Origin of the sequence: Infirmifilum lucidum (genome assembly GCF_014876775.1) — an archaeon.
Lineage (GTDB): Archaea > Thermoproteota > Thermoprotei > Thermofilales > Thermofilaceae > Thermofilum > Thermofilum lucidum.
Map to the genome: position 1 here is coordinate 933179 of NZ_CP062310.1, position 16336 is coordinate 949514.

General features: G+C 50.8%; 20 protein-coding genes. 13 read left to right on the forward strand and 7 right to left on the reverse strand.

Translation table 11 applies throughout. The features are described from left to right. Positions 1-15 precede the first annotated feature (15 nt). A complete protein-coding gene (locus IG193_RS05205; protein ID WP_225876049.1) occupies positions 16-261 on the reverse strand; it encodes a hypothetical protein in 246 nt (81 codons plus the stop codon). 64 nt (positions 262-325) lie between these two features. On the opposite strand from IG193_RS05205, the gene IG193_RS05210 reads away from it, so the two are divergent. Genes IG193_RS05210 through speB form a run of 3 tightly spaced genes read left to right on the forward strand, consistent with a single transcriptional unit; the run spans position 326 to position 2079 of the window. Beyond that, positions 326-913 carry a VIT1/CCC1 transporter family protein gene (locus tag IG193_RS05210; RefSeq protein WP_192818153.1) on the forward strand — a complete coding sequence of 196 codons (588 nt, stop codon included), beginning with the start codon at positions 326-328 and terminating at the stop codon, positions 911-913. 30 nt (positions 914-943) lie between these two features. Next, positions 944-1207, forward strand: coding sequence for a DUF211 domain-containing protein (locus IG193_RS05215; protein WP_192818154.1), 264 nt, complete (start codon positions 944-946; stop codon positions 1205-1207). Beyond that, complete coding sequence (gene speB, locus IG193_RS05220) at positions 1204-2079, forward strand: agmatinase (RefSeq protein ID WP_192818155.1); 876 nt, start codon at positions 1204-1206, stop codon at positions 2077-2079. The genes IG193_RS05215 and speB overlap by 4 nt, the downstream gene beginning before the upstream one ends. A 43-nt stretch (positions 2080-2122) precedes the next feature. Here the strand turns inward: speB and IG193_RS05225 are convergent, their stop codons facing one another. Then, complete coding sequence (locus tag IG193_RS05225) at positions 2123-3763, reverse strand: DUF2070 family protein (RefSeq protein ID WP_192818156.1); 1641 nt, start codon at positions 3761-3763, stop codon at positions 2123-2125. Positions 3764-3827: 64 nt separating this feature from the next. On the opposite strand from IG193_RS05225, the gene IG193_RS05230 reads away from it, so the two are divergent. The 5 genes from IG193_RS05230 (at position 3828) to IG193_RS05250 (ending at position 7138) form a co-directional block, all read left to right on the forward strand. Beyond that, positions 3828-4583, forward strand: coding sequence for an RNA methyltransferase (locus tag IG193_RS05230; protein ID WP_192818157.1), 756 nt, complete (start codon positions 3828-3830; stop codon positions 4581-4583). 411 nt (positions 4584-4994) lie between these two features. Continuing rightward, entirely contained in the window at positions 4995-5501 is a 507-nt protein-coding gene (locus IG193_RS05235) for a 50S ribosomal protein L16 (protein ID WP_192818158.1), read from the forward strand. Positions 5502-5523: 22 nt separating this feature from the next. Beyond that, on the forward strand, positions 5524-6228 hold the full coding sequence (locus tag IG193_RS05240) for a DUF2192 domain-containing protein (protein WP_192818159.1): 705 nt from the start codon (positions 5524-5526) through the stop codon (positions 6226-6228). Between the two features lie 41 nt (positions 6229-6269). Then, positions 6270-6566: a 30S ribosomal protein S26e gene (locus IG193_RS05245; protein ID WP_192818160.1), complete on the forward strand. Its 297-nt coding sequence runs from the start codon at positions 6270-6272 to the stop codon at positions 6564-6566. Then, positions 6551-7138 (forward strand): RNA methyltransferase, encoded by a 588-nt coding sequence (locus tag IG193_RS05250; protein WP_192818161.1) that lies wholly within the window; start codon positions 6551-6553, stop codon positions 7136-7138. The genes IG193_RS05245 and IG193_RS05250 overlap by 16 nt, the downstream gene beginning before the upstream one ends. Here the strand turns inward: IG193_RS05250 and IG193_RS05255 are convergent. Then, positions 7135-9000 carry a winged helix-turn-helix domain-containing protein gene (locus IG193_RS05255; RefSeq protein WP_192818162.1) on the reverse strand — a complete coding sequence of 622 codons (1866 nt, stop codon included), beginning with the start codon at positions 8998-9000 and terminating at the stop codon, positions 7135-7137. The genes IG193_RS05250 and IG193_RS05255 overlap by 4 nt on opposite strands. Positions 9001-9196: 196 nt before the next feature. Between IG193_RS05255 and IG193_RS05260 the strand changes: the two genes are divergently transcribed. Further along, on the forward strand, positions 9197-9556 hold the full coding sequence (locus IG193_RS05260) for a hypothetical protein (RefSeq protein ID WP_192818163.1): 360 nt from the start codon (positions 9197-9199) through the stop codon (positions 9554-9556). On the opposite strand, the gene IG193_RS05265 is transcribed toward IG193_RS05260, so the two are convergent. After that, complete coding sequence (locus IG193_RS05265) at positions 9557-9919, reverse strand: ribonuclease P protein component 4 (RefSeq protein ID WP_192818164.1); 363 nt, start codon at positions 9917-9919, stop codon at positions 9557-9559. It abuts the gene before it with no gap. 13 nt (positions 9920-9932) lie between these two features. Here IG193_RS05265 and IG193_RS05270 point away from each other — a divergent pair, with 13 nt between their 5' ends. Next, complete coding sequence (locus tag IG193_RS05270) at positions 9933-10625, forward strand: 16S rRNA methyltransferase (protein WP_192818165.1); 693 nt, start codon at positions 9933-9935, stop codon at positions 10623-10625. Further along, a complete protein-coding gene (locus tag IG193_RS05275; RefSeq protein ID WP_192818166.1) occupies positions 10622-11680 on the forward strand; it encodes a pelota family protein in 1059 nt (352 codons plus the stop codon). Before IG193_RS05270 ends, IG193_RS05275 begins: the two co-directional genes overlap by 4 nt. On the opposite strand, the gene IG193_RS05280 is transcribed toward IG193_RS05275, so the two are convergent. Both IG193_RS05280 and IG193_RS05285 read right to left on the reverse strand, forming a co-directional pair. Beyond that, positions 11659-12639, reverse strand: a complete 981-nt coding sequence (locus IG193_RS05280) for a methyltransferase (protein ID WP_192818167.1) — start codon at positions 12637-12639, stop codon at positions 11659-11661. The two genes, IG193_RS05275 and IG193_RS05280, sit on opposite strands and share 22 nt — an antisense overlap. Continuing rightward, positions 12636-12977 carry a hypothetical protein gene (locus IG193_RS05285; protein ID WP_192818168.1) on the reverse strand — a complete coding sequence of 114 codons (342 nt, stop codon included), beginning with the start codon at positions 12975-12977 and terminating at the stop codon, positions 12636-12638. Before IG193_RS05285 ends, IG193_RS05280 begins: the two co-directional genes overlap by 4 nt. Positions 12978-13043: 66 nt before the next feature. Here IG193_RS05285 and IG193_RS05290 point away from each other — a divergent pair, with 66 nt between their 5' ends. After that, the gene (locus IG193_RS05290; protein WP_192818169.1) at positions 13044-14573 is read left to right on the forward strand and encodes a DUF402 domain-containing protein; all 1530 of its coding nucleotides are present in this window, start codon (positions 13044-13046) and stop codon (positions 14571-14573) included. Then, the gene (locus IG193_RS05295; protein WP_192818170.1) at positions 14533-15048 is read left to right on the forward strand and encodes an HIT family protein; all 516 of its coding nucleotides are present in this window, start codon (positions 14533-14535) and stop codon (positions 15046-15048) included. Before IG193_RS05290 ends, IG193_RS05295 begins: the two co-directional genes overlap by 41 nt. Here IG193_RS05295 and IG193_RS05300 read toward each other — a convergent pair. After that, the gene (locus IG193_RS05300) at positions 15041-16309 is read right to left on the reverse strand and encodes a translation initiation factor IF-2 subunit gamma (protein ID WP_192818171.1); all 1269 of its coding nucleotides are present in this window, start codon (positions 16307-16309) and stop codon (positions 15041-15043) included. The genes IG193_RS05295 and IG193_RS05300 overlap by 8 nt on opposite strands. Positions 16310-16336: the final 27 nt, after the last annotated feature.

The following is a 16336-nucleotide window of genomic DNA, read 5'->3' on the forward strand; positions in this document are numbered from 1 at the left end:
CTTTCAACTCCTACACTAGCGCGGCTCTAAAAAGCTTTCCCCAGCCTCATCAGCTTTATCTTTTCGAACTACGCCTAAGATATCAAACACATCTCCGCTCCTAACCATCTCCTCGTAGACCTTCCACACTCTCTTTGCCGTGACAAGCCCCGTGAAGAAACCCCTCTCCTCGAGCCTCTCCTTGACGCGATCCACGAAATCCACTGGTTTGATAAGGGGGTCTCGTGACAGGACGTCTAATATAGCCTCCTTAATATCCACATTGTGCGGATAAGCTTTCCTCACAGGACTAAAATGTTATTAGCATGCTATTCTATTTTCTGTCGTGTGGCTCGTAGATAAGGTTCACCAGTTCATCCACTTGAGGATACGTACTCCAGTGACAGCAAGCATTCTCCCAAAGGTCGTGAGGCGATACATAGCGATAAACCTGTATGACGGTACTCTACTCGCTATAGGTGTTGTGGTTAGCTCCATGATGCTTAACCTACCACCCGTGGACACCATTATAAATGGGCTACTAATAGGGCTGTCATCTGCAGTCTCCGGTTTCATGGGAGCTTTCCTTATAGAGCACGCTGAGCTGGCCCGGGAAGTCCAGGAGCTCGAGAAGCACCTCTTCATATCTATAGGCAGAAGGCAGGTCTACCTTGCTGGCCTAGTGCTAAGCCTACTCAATGCTCTGAGTACTCCTACGCCGATAATACTCTCACTTGTACCCTTCGTGCTCGCACACTTCGGATTCCTATCTTCGTTCCTAGCATACATTACCGCCTTCGCGGCGGCTTTCTCCATGTTGTTACTCTTGGGATTCTGGCTCGCAAGGATCGCTAGTGGGAACAGAGCCAAGTATACTCTGCTGGTAATATCCTCTGGAGCCATAATCGTGCTAATAGACCTGCTACTGCACTAGTTTTTTAAGCCTTCATAGGGGTGACGTAGTGTGAGTAAAGAGCCCTCGATTACGCGCATACTTATTGATGCTTTAAAGCCGCGTGATGTCACCATAGTGGAGATTGCACGTTCACTGATTAGCTTAGACAGAATCAGCAGGGTTGAGATTAACGTCGCGGAGGTTGACGTGAGAACCGAGACCCTCAAGATCAACATCGCAGGTAGTAATATTGACCTCAAGGAGGTCGAGAAAATCCTCGAGAAACACGCGACGGTTATCAGGAGTATAGACTACGTGGTGGCCGAGAAGTGAAGGACTTCGAGTTCTACTTAGCGCCCGTCGCTCCAACTATTTTTGGCCGTAAGGGTAGAGCCGAAGACGGGGTTGTTGTTTTTGGAGTTCCCTTTGACAGTTCGTCTTCGCGGATGCCGGGCCAGAGGTTTGCGCCGAGGAGGATACGCGAGGTGTCTGTCGAGCTTGAAACCTTCTCCCCGTCTCTTGGAGTCAGCGTAGAGGAGCTCAGCTTCTACGATGCTGGAGACCTACCAGTAGTAACTGATTATGTCGTGATGCAGGAGCTCGTAGCAAAGGTTGTAGGAGGTTTATCTGAGGCTGGGAAGCTACCCGTAGCTCTCGGAGGAGATCACTCTATAACGTTGCCCATAGTTGCAAAGCTAGTAGAGAAACTCGGCAAGCTACTTGTAGTTGTCTTCGATGCTCACATGGATCTCCGGGACGAATGGCCCTGGGGCGTTCGCTTTTCGCATGCAACAGTGATGAGAAGGTTGCTTGAAGCATCCGAGAAAATCTCTATAGCTTACTATTCTCCTCGTGCTTTCTCAGAGGAGGAGTACAGGTATGCCAAGTCGAGCAGTAGAATCCATGTTCTAGAGAGCGTAGAGAAACTAAAAGATGTGGTGGGCTCTTCGAGCCCTGTATACATCTCGCTCGATATTGACAGCGTGGATCCGGCTTTTGCACCGGGTACGGGAACTCCAGAGCCTATGGGGCTAACGCCACGCGAGGCTGTCACAGCCCTAAGAACAGTCATAGAGCAAGCTGGAGAAGTTGTGGGCTTCGACGTAGTCGAGGTTAACCCCCTCGTGGACTGCAACGACATAACATCGTTGCTAGCCGCTAAACTAGTAATGGAGTTTCTATTCTGGTTTCACTCGAGAAAGTAGAGCTGGGATAATTTATCTCCTTTGAGACCCCTAGCTGGGGAATTTATCCGATAGTCAGGAGAATAACATACGACAAGAATGCCAGGGTTGCCAGGGCTAAGCCGTCTCTGACGTTTAGACGCGTGGCTAGGGATAAGCCTTTTAGCTTGGCGCTATCCATGAAGTAAGAATTCACCGGAAAAATACCATGCGACACACTGCTCTCCTTCATGTTTTCTCTGGCCTCACTCAGGCATTTCTGTGCAACGTCAAGTAATGTATTGTCGTTTACCGTTCCTACGGGGTAGTAGTCTACTCCCTGGAACGTCCCAGTCATCACATGAGTATCTGTTGTTCCCACGATGAGGTGATCGACCTCTTTGCCGAGTTCGCGGAAGAGTTTACTCTTGAAATCGGGTGTCATGTTGTTTCCGTCAAAGCTTAGAATGCCTACGGTCTTTCCTCCCACTTCTACCACTACGCACGAGACACCAGCTTTCCCCACGGTAATCCCGTCGCTGTAGCTACTCCACGCGAACCCAGCCTTTATCCGCCCGCGAGCAATCTCCGATGACAGGGACTCCTGTATAGTCTGCTTCACTTCCAGGTAGAGTTCGGGTGAATCTTCGGGGTCATCGGGCAACTGTAGATATTCCCTGCTGATAGAATTATGTAGATCTACTAGTACAACACCCCTACTTTCGAACTCCTCTCTTAGAATTGCTGGTATGTCTTCCATTGGAATCTGGGGGTCGAGGAAGCATAACGTAACACCGTTTGACAGCTTAATTGACAGGCTGTTAACGAGCTTGCCCTGCGCAAAGCCCAGCGTTGCCTCAGTGGACTCCTCGCTTGACGGCGTCACGTCGCAGATAGCGTCGGCGACTCTATCGACTTCGTTGCTTAGAGCGAGGTTCTCTCCGTGTCCTGCCGGTGCCTTGAGGAAGACCGACCGAAGGCACCTCGTAACGACTTTTTCTGGGATCGTGCTACTACCAAGTGTTCTCAACGGTCCTGGGTGAACCCCTGAAACTACTAGCCTACCTAGAACTTCACCGTTGTCCCTGAAGGTAAATACATGTATGGGGATTGTTCGCCTGCTAGAGGAGGCCTTGATGCACTCCTCTATCTTGTTTTTCTCACCGGCTAGAGCGTATCTTAGAAATCCATTGAGAAATTTCAGACCCCCTACTCCGGTTACCTTTCTAACTCTCCTGTCAATGTTGTACAGAACAGGCAATGAGGCAAGGACATAGAGGGATATCTCCACTAACGAGGGGAGGAAAAACTGCGGGTACAGGAAGTACAGAAGAGCCAGGTATGAGGAGAGGAATATTACGAGCGAGGCTTCTCCCGATGTGGCAATAAAGACGAGGAAGGAGAGCAGGACAACGGCTGTCGAGGCAACAACAGGGGTTTTCCTGAGGAGGATTGCCGGGAGGAGTAGAATGAGAAAGACTGTAAAGAAACCTAGTATCCTCCTCCACGTGAGAATTTTTCTATCTACTATGTGGGATGCTATGTACGGTAGGAACACCGCAAGCAGGTTTTTTGCAAGCTCCTGTACACTATAGTTCACCGCTATGGAGAGTACAAGTTCAAGCAATAGGGTTCCAGACACTACTGCCACCATTGTACACGTACCCGGTAATCTGAAGAGCCACTTGTAACTCCTCCTGAAGCCTTCGAATTTAGCGTCCGTCATTCTGAGGATCGGGCGTGAACACAGTAATAACCACTAAAATATTACGCTACCCCGTTACGGTATTGTGGGCAGTTCCTGCTCCAGGTTTAGTGGAATAGGCGTAATATTCGTGCAACCACTCTACGAGCAGAACATCGGCTACATTGCCCGCTGTATGAAGAACTTCTGTCTGGCTGAGCTCGTACTCGTAAAGCCTAGGTGCTCGCTAGGATCTGAGAGTCGGAAGTATGCGATGCATGGAGCCGAAATCCTTGAGAGGGTGAAGATAGTAGATAGCTTCGAGGAGGCAATAAAGGGCTTCGACCTCGTTGTGTGCACCACAGGAGTAAAAGGTGGAGGTGTACTCCGGAGGTATGTTGTACCGCGAGACGCGGCCAGCATAATCGCTGAAAACACTGGTCGGCGCGCAATAGTTATTGGGCGCGAGGACTGGGGCCTTACAAATGAGGAGCTATCTCTCTGCGACCTTGTAGTCACGATAGAGGCTAATCCCGACTATCCCTCACTGAATGCCTCCCATGCAGCTGTGATCGTCTTTTACGAGATCTTCAATGCCGTAACACAGGTAGAGTCTCCGAGAATCGAGAGGCCCTCCCGCAACGAGGTCGACAAGCTACTTGAGTACTTAGACCTCTTGGGACGCGAACTAGGATATGATGAGGCCAGGCTTAGGAAGAGCAAGTTGATCATGCGACGCATAGTCACGGAGGCAAGGTTTTCAGCGCTCGACTTGAGGATGCTCATGGGTTATTTCGGAGATAGCCTAAAGAGAATCCGCGAGTGCCGAAGAAGTTTAACCGAGCTCGGCCGCGCGGTTTAGTCTTCCTAAGCATTGCAAGCCCCATGCACACCAGCATCGTCGGCGTTTTCCTTGCCTTCCTGAAAGCAGACTGTTCTGGCGACCTGCAGTACCTCTTCTAGTGACAGGGACGGCGTTGCTGTTGTGCTATCGGCCGGTCGTGCGTGGGGCGGCACACCCGTTGCACAGGGCAGTGTGGCGTGCAGCCCCTCAAAAACCCAGCCGGGATTGCCTGACCAGCCGCGCCTTAGCCCAGGCCTGTAGTCTGCAGGGGCGGTGAAGAGGAACGGGCCCGAATGGTGACGAGAGCCCTGTCCGGAGGCGGCCAGCCAAAGGGGGATCAAAGGAGGGGGCACTAGGATAGATGCCAGGAAGTAGGAAAACTTATAATTGGACATTTTCTTTAAGGCTTTTAGAGCTAGGTGGTACAGCATGCCGCTACGACCAGGTAGGTGCTACAGACACTTTGGGACACCACCTTACACTAGGCTAGAGTACATTAAGAGCAACCCCCCAGTGCTGATACCGAAGTTTGACTTGGGCAACCCCCAGGGGAACTTTAACACAACGCTTAAGCTAGTTGTGACTAGACCCGGCCAGATTCGGGCAAACGCGCTTGAGGCGGCTAGGCAACATGCGAACAAGTACCTCTCGTCGAAAGTTGGCGACTCAAACTACTTCCTTAGGATAGCTGTATACCCTCATCACATTCTACGCGAGAACAAGATGATGGCTATGGCTGGAGCAGACAGGCTCCAGGACGGTATGAGGCTCTCATTCGGGACTCCGATTGGCAGGGCTGCGAGAGTCGAGGCAAACCAAGCTATAATTATAGTGAAAGTGGACTTCAAGAATATCGAGCATGCAAAAGAGGCTCTGCGAAGGGCTGCGTCGAAGATCTCGTTGCCGTCGCGCATTGTTGTCGAGATGGCTAGCTAGCGGGGATTCTCGGTGAACAGCATTGCAAGGCCTTCACAAGAAGCGGATTGAAGTAGCTGTAAATATTTGGGGAGAAGTCCTACAGGGGTCTTTTTCAAGTAGGGCTGAACTCGTTGAGTACTTGCGTGAGATATACCAGGAGAACGATCTCGAGCCAATACGCGGCAAGACTAAGATAGACATATATGACAAAGAGCTGGCGACGGTGTACCTCGTGGGCAAGTATGGCTTGGGGCTCGAGGAGGAAATGGAGAAGTACGCTGATATCTTCACGATAGAGTTCAGGAGCGACAGAGTTCTAGATAAAGTCTTACGGGGTGAGAGCCCGCGTAAATCAATGCTCGAGGTATTCGGCTTGCTCGATGAAAACATGGTGTTCCGCGTCCTCCGCCTCGCCATGACGGCTGTTATTCTGGGTTTTATGCCGGAGGAGAAGTTCATAACTATCCTAACAGCGTTTGAGAAGGAGTTTCCCGAGCTCGAGAAAAACATAACAGGCTTTAAACGCTTTTACATAGCCTTTAGGCTTGCGGAGGAGATCGCGGCTGGAAAGATTAGAAACCGGATAGAGAAAGAGACGCTAAAGCATGCCATGTGTGTGCGCCTAAATGCTGAGAAAGCCGCACCACCAGACTGGTTTATCAGGGAGATAGCAGTTGAGGCTCTCAAGATTCCCGAATACAGGGTGAACACAGTTCTCTCATTTTCCGATCGTAGCCGCGAATAATTTATATACGTTACACCCTTATCCCCCTAGGGTTCATCGGCATGCCCAAGAAGAGAAAGTCACGTGGCCGTCACAAAGGCGGTAAAGGTAAGGAGGATCTCGTCCAGTGCGACGAGTGCGGGGCGCTACTACCCAGATCCAAGGCCGTTAAAATCACTAAGCCCGTCGTGCCTGTAGACCCACAGCTGATAAAAGAGCTACGTGATAAGGGCGCCGTCATCCCACAGTACACTGTGACAAAGTATCTCTGTCTCCGGTGCGCAATACACAGGGGCATAATCAAGATAAGACCCGAGGAGGAGCGTAAGAAGGAAAACATCAAATGGAACTTCTTTTAGCCGGCTACCGCCGCTTATTCATTCTCTTCTCTAACACAGGCGTGACAGCGCCTGTCTTCTCAGAGAAAACCTTAGCAACAGAGGGCGGACGAATGGACGTAGTTGCGAGAGGCGCGATGTACGCTATCTGGGACACCGAGAGACCCAGGGAGGACACTGCCTTCATCGCGGTTCTGAACGGGCCGCCCAACCCTCCGTTAACTCTAGTGTTCCGGCCTACCCGCATCTCCCTAAGCGAGGTATCCATTGGTGCTGAGATACTTAGAGCCCTGAGGGGAGAGTCTAAGTTAATAAACATCGTGCGCCTTGACATACTGAGTCTGCTAGGTATCGTGAAGAGGCTAGGATTTCTGCTAGTCCTGTTAATAGAGGGGGGTGAAGACATAGCAAGTTTCTCTATGCCCCTCGATGGCAAGATCACTTTCATTCTCGGCGACCACATAGGGTTCCCTGTATCTCTCCTCAAGTCACTGGAAGGGGTTGTTGACGCTAGGCTGAGCTTAGGCAGAGTGTCGTATCTCGGGAGTCACTGCATCGCATTTGTCAACGAGATCCTTGACGCTCTTAGCTAGACCTGTGCTACCACACGGTTCTCGACTTCCTCGAGCGCCCATGGGTCAAGGCTGTCCCTCTGCACGTAGGCTAGCCCGTACCTGCTGAGCTCTGATAGCTCGCGCGAATAGCACCTGGGGCATCTCGACACCTTTGCGTGAACTATGTTCCCGCAAACGTTGCACACGTGCAGGCCTACTATCGTTACTGTAAACTGCTTCAAGCCTGCCTTCTGCATTCTCGAGATGATCTCCTTCAATTGTATCGCAGTAAGACCCCTGACCCGTAGTTCTAGGATGCTGGCTATACCTCCAAGGACTGTTTGGATGCCCGACTCTAGCTCCAGGAGGTCTTGCGTTGAACGTGTTCTACTATTAAACGAGAACGGGCTGAGAGGGTTCACGTCTAAATGATGTTGCTTGAAGCGAAGAGCGATTAGCATTGACAGGTTGCTGCTCGGTGTGTAGAACGTATCAACTACTTTAACGCCTACGAGTTCCTGTATCTTCGAGGTTGCAAAATACTCGTCCAGTATCTTCCTGATTACTATGCGCTTGTAGTTATTCGTCTCGGAGAACAGCTCCCTGAGAGAGGGAGTTTTTAGGATAATGCCACCCTCGAAGCCTGCCAGCGATATTTGAAAAACATAGTCTACTGGAGGAGTATTCTCTAACTCCAGGATCCTCGCGACCCTGGTACTCTGCTTCTTTAAATACTGGACGATCTTCTCCAATCTCTGCACAGTTTTGCCGATAAATTCTGAGGTATCACGTATACTAGTCTGGCTAAGTACAATAGGCATGGGAAACGTTACTGCCCCTAAGTGTAATGTAGGGGCTTCTCCACGTGGGAAAGCGAGGGAGCGCAGGGATGGGAAAACATCGCTACTTGTGAAGACAAGGGGTACTCCATTGTTTATTAGTCTCGTTAATAACAGCGTTATCTCGTCTCGGATTCTCTCCCAACCATAGACAACTACCATGCTCCTGCTGTGCGGGAGGTGAGCAACCATATCTGAGAGAAATCTCTGTAGGAAGTCTTCATTATCCGATGCGTCCACTAGGTATGTTACCGGCATACCTGAGTCGGTCAAGAACAGCATAGAGAGCGCTTTCTCAGCACCGCTATCGAGGTCAGGCCTAGCATTCACCACGAGTTCCGGAAATGCCTCTCTCCTCCTAAAAACGAGCTTCAGAAGAGGGGGGCTTAAATAGGGCATGTACAGTGCCGAGGCCCCACTTGTCCATCCCGCACTAAACACTATGAGGTTTGAGGCAAGTAAGTCCAGTAGCCCAGACTCTGCAAGCACGTCTAGAGCATGTGGATTAATCGCCTCGTAACTCTCCATAGTAAATTGACTCTGAACATTCTTCCCGTAAATACAGTGATTCTTGGCAAGAACCCAGTGGAGGAAGGAGTCCACAAACTGCTGTAAGACGTACCCATACGAGTAACCCTCAGCTTGCAACTCGTCGGCTAACATGCCTAGAATCTTCTGTTGAGAGCACCGGCCCGACGTTACAACACCATGTAGCCGCAGAAAGGTCTCCACATAGTATTTAAGCGGAAGTGAGAAGCCCCAGCGTGTAATGACACTTAGGTCGCCGACCGCCGCAATTTCAATATTGTCGATCACCGCGAGTATGTTTTTCCCAAGCTGGGTTATCCCGTAGACCTCTCCCCGGTGCTCAACAAGCCCCTTAGACTCGAGTTTCTTTATGTGGTGGGCCAGTCCAGCCTGTGAGACGCCCACTCTCTCGGCTATCTCGCTATAACGCTTCGGCGATTCCATGAGAAGCCTCAGTATCTCTACTCTGACGGGGTTTGACAAGACTTCGAGAATCCCTCCTATTTCACGTGCTCTTCTACTGTGCTTCGACATTCTAAACCGATAGGGAAAAAACTGCCTAATACGTTTAAGCGATGAGGAAGAAATTTCATCAGAAACCCGACGGGAAGCAGAGAAGTCTCCAAAGCGCAGGGGCATGTATGGGATACGTATTTCGAAAGTAATTCTCTCGAAAGGTAATTCCTTTTTAAGTGTTTACCGGAAAAACCCCTGGATTGGAAAAATCGTCGTGACAACAAGTATTTACCGTAACTATAGCGAGTTTAGCATGAATGTTGTCCTAACACTCATCGAGATGATCAGGCACACGAAGGGTGGGATGATAACCTTCAACTCTAAAAAGATAGCTGTCCTGGCAGGTATGGTCACTCACCCTGTTATCCTAACACTGATAAAAGATGTACTAGAGAGGCTTAAGGAAAAGGGCTACATTATGGAGGTGGGCAGGACGAAACACGGCGTGAAGTACTCTGTAACTCGTGAAAGCCCGCTCTGGATCCTCGCGAAGAGCTACGAAAAAATAACCATCAGGAGTCTAGAGGATCTCGACGAAGTAATCGAGAAGCTCGCCCTGAAAGCACTAGCGTAGTCAGTTGATCCTCCTCCTGTAGAAGACGTACCATGGCCTTGGAGGTACTTTTCTGCGGTTGAGAGGGTATCTGCGCGTGTAGCCACACTTTAAGCAGGTCACCGAGATATACTTCATCTTTCCTCTGTTCTTCACACGCACTCGAACACTCTTCCCGGGCACTAAGAAGGCCCCGCACCTCCTGCAAACTCTCGCCTTTAGGAAATCAGGGTACTTAATCTGCGCCTTGCGCGCAATGGCCAGAGCTAGCTCCCCATACCTATCCGCGAGTCCTGGCTCCACCTTGTAGACCTTACTAGCGAGCTCCAGCAGGCGCGAGATGCGTTGCAACGCTAAGTCTTTTATTTCATCTCGTCTACGCATCTTGTGGGGTCTAATGAGAGAGGTATATTTAATACTAGCCGATGCCGCAGTAGAGCTTGTCCCTCCAGAGATCAGAAGACATCCCGCCGTGCTAACCAATGCAAGTCGGAGAGGGAAGAGTCCCGCTGAGATACTCCTCGACAAGTCTATACATTACCCCGCGATGAAGAGGCTAAAAGATCATGAAAAGAGGGGTCGCCCAGACATCGTACACGTCTGCCTCCTCAACGCCCACAGCAGCCGCCTAAACAGGGAAGGGTTGCTTAGAGTCATCATACACACAATTAGAGGCGAGGTTATCGAAATAGATCCTATGACCAGGATTCCGCGCAATTATCTGCGCTTTACAGGCGTCATGGAGCAATTGCTGGTCAAGGGGAGAGTACCACCTAAGGGGGATACTGTTCTCATGCGAAGGCTAGGCTCCAGGCTCAGAGATGAGATAAGGAACAGGGGGATTGACTTCGTAGTGCTGTTGAATGAGGGAGGAACGCTCATAACCCCGAGGAGGCTTGCTGAGACTTTGGCGGCACACGAGAGACCGGCGTTTGTCGTCGGAGCTTTTCCGAGAGGTGATTTTTCCGAGGAGGTATATGGTGTCGTCGATCAGGTCTACTCTCTTGGGAACATGCTTCTCGACGCATGGTATGTTGTATCACGTATTATTGCGAGTCTTGAGGACGTCGTGGGGGTGTGGGACAAATGAGGGTTCTCGAGGTCGACGAAAAGCGCAACAGGCTACGGCTTGTCATAGAGACTCCAGAGGATCTCTACTACTTGCTGTTACTAGTAAGAAGGGGGGACATCGTGTATGCGTGGACAACTCGCCAGCTACGTATTGAACGCGAGACGGGGTTTGAGAGAGGAGAAAGAGTCAGAGTTTACGTGGGAATAGATGTAGAGAAGGTGAACTACAGTAAGTTCACAAAGGCTATGAGGCTGACTGGTAGAGTGGTGAATGCCCCCGAAGATCTCCACATAAAAGGTAGCTACCATACCCTCAGTATCAACGTGGGGGATGAGGTAGAGATCCTGAAGAGGAGTGGGATAGGAGCGCTTGATAGAGAGGTTTTAGCGCGGGCTACGTCTATCATAAGGAGACTCCTCCTAATATCAATAGGAGATGACGAGATAACCGTAGGTATATTGTCCCCAGTGGGCGTCGAGATACGGAGTTCTGTGCCTTATTACCCTAGGCGCACCGACAGAGACACTAGCATCAGGGAAACCATAGTTCCGGCTCTGACACAACACTTAGAGTTGCTGAAAAGTCATTATCATTTCGAGGAGTACGAGGACATCGTTGTCTTAACGACTGAGAGGTTGTTCGAGGCCGTTGAGGAGGCCCTAAGTAAAACAGGCATAAAGGCCCGTGTTATTAAAGTCAGCGAGGGCGGTGAGGCAGGGGTGTATGAGTTACTGAGGAGACCAGACTTAAGGCCTATGTTCGCCGAGATCCGATCTCTCGTTGAGGCTCAGGAGGCATCGAGCTTAATTGAGGAACTGTTCAAGGGCCTGAGAAGGGTTATAACGGGTCTAGACGCAGTAGAAAAGGTTAGCGAGTGGGGGGTTCTGGAGAAGGTGGTTATTGCGGATGATGTCTTCTTCGACGAGAACACGAGGGACAGAGTTCTGGATCTCCTAGACAAAGCCTCCTCGGCTAAAATAATCCTAGTGGACTCTGAGAGCGAGGTGGGTAAGGTGTTAAAGAAGCTGGGAGGAGCTGTTGCAAAGCTTTACTACCCTCTACCGAACACATAGATCCACGACGCCAAGCCCCCCTCGTTAATCACTATTTCCCGCTCGAGGTATAAAGACTTCGCTTGAACAAGTTCCCTGCGGGGGGTTATCATGACCAGCTTGCCCTTACTTGAAAGCAACTCTTCAGCCATCATAAAGAGGGCCTCGTAGACCCTCCTAAGCCTGCCAACAGCTTTCTCGCGTATCCCGAACGGGGGGTTCGTAATAATAGCGTCTACTTCTAAACCCTTCCTGAGAGCAGGTTTCAAGACGTCCTGCACGTATATATGGGCTAGGCCCTCCGTCTTTGCGTTCTCGGATGCCTTGAGAGCAGTTTCAGTTTCTACGTCGCCACAAAGCCCTTCAGCTTCAGGATAAAGACTAAGGTATTCAAGCACGATAGTGCCGCTTCCACAGAATGGATCGAGGATCCTCCTCGCAGGGCCCGCGAGACGGCACATAGCATACGCGATTATCGGGTTCAGAGCAGACTTGTGCAATGCTTTACGGTAGGGGCGGTCCCTCAGCGTCGAGAAGGGGGTTATGTCGACACCAAACCTGTATACCCCCCTATCGTATTCGACGTAGAAGACAATGTCGGGGGCGTCTAGCTGTACGCGTAATCCAAGTTTCTCCAAGAGTATTCTCCCAGCTTCACGTGCAAGATCGAGAGACGTAAACCCTACCTCCTTTGTTACACGCTCAGCGTGTACGGCGAAGGTTCGTAGCCCCTTGGAGAGATCTCTAACTTCATCCAAAGATCTCTCAATAGCTCCCTCGAGAGTCCTGTCCTCTTCGAGAATAAACCTTATATTCTCAACAGACCTCAACGCCAGCACTCTCGCTATGGGTTCCTTTACTTCTGCGAAAACCCTGCCCGTAAGCACGTTGAAGTGTATGTCTAAGTGACCGTATGCCTCGCTCATTTCCTCCTTGACAATGAACTCTAGGCCTGGCACAGTAGTCAAGAGGAGCTTCATGGATGATCCTTGAAAAGCGCGACTAGGGCTTTAAAGAAGTGTTTCCTGGCGAGTTCCTGCGCCATCGCAGGGTTGCTTGCCTTGAACGTGTGCCAATAGGAGAGGAAAAACACGCCCACGAGTACTCTGTAGAGTATATTGTCTGGCGTGGACTTCTCTATTAGAATAGTATTCCCGACCAAGTCCACGTCTAGACCATCCATGAGTCTTAGCCTGGGCTTGTAGATGTTGTCCACGACAACAACTGTCACGTCAGGGGGAGAAAGCCCCTCTAGCGAAGCAAGAGACTCCGCTATTTCGAGCGTGCGGGCTACGAGCCTCTTGTTGTCGAGTTCCATACCTATATATAGGAACATGGGGCGGCAAGTAATATTTATCGTTCGGGCAGGGAATAGTGGTGGGCAATGATCCGGGTACGGGGGATCTTCGCCACGGCGATAGCAGGACTATTGGACAGTTCAGGCTACACCTTTAGCGATGTAAGCGAGCAGCTGCTGAAAAGACTGGGCAGTCTTAGAATTTCTAGAGAGGGTGTCCGGGTCACTGTGAAGGATCTCGATTCACGCAAGGGCGTCCTAATAGTGGGTGAAAGAGACGTAGCCTTGCAAGTACTCTCCCTTGTAAAAGCGTGTATGGGAGGGGTCGGCGTCGTGGTAGTACAGGGCCCCTATACACTGTACCGAGCTAGAGTATCCGAGAAAACCGAGGGCGGATACATAGTTGAACTCCCTGGTGCGAGGCGCGGGTACCTTAGAACAAAGAGGATGCACGGCATTGGGGGGCTTGTTACAGCGCACGTTGTTAGGCCTGACCCCATCTTGCCAGTTCTAGAGGAAGGGGTGGCCGTGACTGGGCGATACGCAAGGGTTATCGAAGGTAGTGTGCACTCTGTCAGTGAACATATAAAGGACGGTGAGTTTACACTCGAACTTCTATCGCTTGCATCCCAGCTAGCGCCTGAAGGCTGGGGAGTTCGGTTTCGTAGCGCCGCAAAGAGTGCGAGTATCCTAGAGGTGATGGAGGAATTGAGGAGACTTTTGGAGGAGGCGAGGAAACTAAAGGACTTTGCTCTGAATGTCCACGAACCCACCTTGGTAAAAGAGGGGGAGGCTATCATCTTTCTACACTTCGAGCCGGAGAACATGTTTGTAGCAGACAGCTTGAGGAGCAGGTTCCACCCAACCTTAGAGGGGCACCATCTGATCAAATCACTAGGAGACAACCTTATGAGCGACAAGCTTGACTCGCTGGAGGAGAAGGGGATACTTTCAGAGGATACTCTTGACTGGTACGCTAGGGGGCTCCTGAGTATACTGTCGGGTAGGAGCGTGAGGATAATACACGACAAGCCGTTCGGAAGGGGCTTCGTGTGGCATGCCAGCGCAAGAGTAAACAGCGATGGCTTCGTGTACCTTGAGAGGAGCATTACTTCTAATGGCTATTACGATGGGTTAGGGGTTAAGAAGGAAGCAGGTGATAAGATACTCACAGTGACATATCCGTTTTCGAGGTTCCTTGCCCACTACTATTTCTCTGCATCGGGGAGCCTTAAAGGGGTATATATTAACCTCAACTTGCCCCTCGACTACGTGCTCTCGCCGCCTGCTCTCTGGTACCTGGATGTTTTCCTTGACGTTGTGTGGACTCGTGAAGGGAGAGTAGGCCTTATCGACGTCGAGGAGTACGAGGCGTTAAAGGCTCTAGACGCGTACCCCAACGAGAAGCTTGGTAAGTACCGCGAAGCGGCGGAAGCTCTTACGAGTGTTCTCCTGAAGGATCCCGAGTACCCCCTGAAAAACCCCCAGTTCCTCGTAGACCTCCAGAAGGAGATCTGGGGAGACTCCGAAAAATATTCAAGGAGCCTACTCGATAAAATTAGAGCGGTGGTGGGCGTTGGACGTCCTGTGGGCTCCATGGAGGATGAAGTACATTGAATACGCTAAGCTGGAACGCGCCACCGAGTGCTTCATATGTAGGGCCTTCAATGAGAGCGACAATGAGAGAAACCTCGTCATCTACAAGAGCGATGCTGTAATAGTTCTGATGAACAATTTCCCCTACAATACCGGCCATTTACTCGTAGCACCCACTAAACATGTTCCAGACTTTAGCCTCCTCACGGATGAAGAGTTATGCCTGCTGGCAAAAGCAGTAAAAGCTTCAGTAGAGGTTCTCAAGAGGGCGCTGTCCCCAGACGGCTTCAATGTCGGCGTGAACCTCGGTAGAGTGGCGGGAGCTGGACTTGAGAGCCATGTTCACCTGCACATTGTTCCACGCTGGAGCGGCGACACGAACTTCATGCCAATAATTGCCGATACAAAAGTTATTCCAGAGGCACTAAGAGACACATACAGCAAGCTTGTACAGCATCGCGAACTCTTTAGGGGGGTCGAAAAGTGCTCTATTTGATGAAGCCGTAACCGATGAGCCTCCACCTGCCGGCTATCTGCCTTGATAGGGCTACGCGCGTACCACTGCCAGCGACGACAGGGATCTTGAGCTTTAGGTGTACACTGTCAGATCTCGCTGAGGTCACCGTACCAACTGATAAGGATGTCCCTACATTCAGCATTATTACCTCGTTCGTTTTCAAGGGTTCAACCTTAAGAGGCTGCTCGGCGCCAACAACTCTCTCCAACAGGTGGATTTCGACCTCCAGGTCGTAGAGAGGTTCTGGCAGCGTCCCAGGCTTCCCCACAACGTTGCCGATGAGGTTGTCTGCTTTTGTTATACTTGGATCCAGCTCCGTACCTATGGCTATAAGGCCGCCGGGGTAAGCTACTTCTAACGGCTCGTTCCCAGATTTCAGCGACGTTATTGTTGTGTAAAGGGGCTCATAGACTTCCTGGCCCCCCTTCTTCACCTTAAGGCCAGGCCGAATCTCTATTTCATCTCCAACTCTGAATTTCCCTTGGATTACTGTCCCACCGAGGACACCCCCGGCAAGCTCACTCACAGGCGTTCCTGGCTTGTTCACATCAAAAGACCTAGCCACAAGCATCTTAGGTGGCAGTGTGTGGTCGCGCTGGGGTATCGGCACATATTTTTCTAGAGCCCAGACTAAAGCGTCAATGTTAGCCCTATGGAGAGCCGATACAGGGATTATTGGGGCACTCTCGGCCCAAGTGCCCTCTAGGAAGCGCCTTATCTCCTTATAGCTCTCTTTAGCCCTCTCCCTACTGACGATATCTATCTTATTTTGGATGACCACGAGTTTCCTCACGCCTATTATACTCAGAGCAGTAAAGTGCTCCCGTGTCTGCGGCTGGGGACACTCCTTAGTGGCGTCTATCACGAGTAAAGCCGCGTCCATCATTGCGGCTCCGGCGAGCATTATAGACATGAGCATCTCGTGTCCTGGGACGTCCACGAAGGAGACCTTCCTTACATACTCCAGGGGCGTGCCGCAGTACCTGCACCTCATGTCCTCCGGGAGGTTCGCGGAAGTATAGTACTTCTGAGGTGGTGGACACTTGGGGCATTGATAGATCGCGGTGTCGGCGTACCCTATCTTCAGTGTAATACCCCTCTTAAGCTCCTCTGAGTGATGCGACGCCCAGATCCCAGTGAGAGCCTGTATCAGCGTAGTCTTGCCATGGTCAACATGTCCGGCTGTGCCTATGTTCACGAGAGGCTGCCTCTTAATAGCCTCCTCGAATTCTCTGTCCATACCCAACACCACAATATGGCACAATAT

Coding starts and splice junctions, on each gene's coding strand:
- IG193_RS05285 (WP_192818168.1), bottom strand. CDS start 12,977: ATGGAACTCGACAACAAGAGGCTCGTAGCCCGCACGCTCGAAATAGCG.
- IG193_RS05300 (WP_192818171.1), bottom strand. CDS start 16,309: ATGGACAGAGAATTCGAGGAGGCTATTAAGAGGCAGCCTCTCGTGAAC.
- IG193_RS05235 (WP_192818158.1), top strand. CDS start 4,995: ATGCCGCTACGACCAGGTAGGTGCTACAGACACTTTGGGACACCACCT.
- IG193_RS05290 (WP_192818169.1), top strand. CDS start 13,044: ATGATCCGGGTACGGGGGATCTTCGCCACGGCGATAGCAGGACTATTG.
- IG193_RS05280 (WP_192818167.1), bottom strand. CDS start 12,639: ATGAAGCTCCTCTTGACTACTGTGCCAGGCCTAGAGTTCATTGTCAAG.
- IG193_RS05265 (WP_192818164.1), bottom strand. CDS start 9,919: ATGCGTAGACGAGATGAAATAAAAGACTTAGCGTTGCAACGCATCTCG.
- IG193_RS05270 (WP_192818165.1), top strand. CDS start 9,933: ATGAGAGAGGTATATTTAATACTAGCCGATGCCGCAGTAGAGCTTGTC.
- IG193_RS05255 (WP_192818162.1), bottom strand. CDS start 9,000: ATGTCGAAGCACAGTAGAAGAGCACGTGAAATAGGAGGGATTCTCGAA.
- IG193_RS05275 (WP_192818166.1), top strand. CDS start 10,622: ATGAGGGTTCTCGAGGTCGACGAAAAGCGCAACAGGCTACGGCTTGTC.
- IG193_RS05225 (WP_192818156.1), bottom strand. CDS start 3,763: ATGACGGACGCTAAATTCGAAGGCTTCAGGAGGAGTTACAAGTGGCTC.
- IG193_RS05245 (WP_192818160.1), top strand. CDS start 6,270: ATGCCCAAGAAGAGAAAGTCACGTGGCCGTCACAAAGGCGGTAAAGGT.
- IG193_RS05250 (WP_192818161.1), top strand. CDS start 6,551: ATGGAACTTCTTTTAGCCGGCTACCGCCGCTTATTCATTCTCTTCTCT.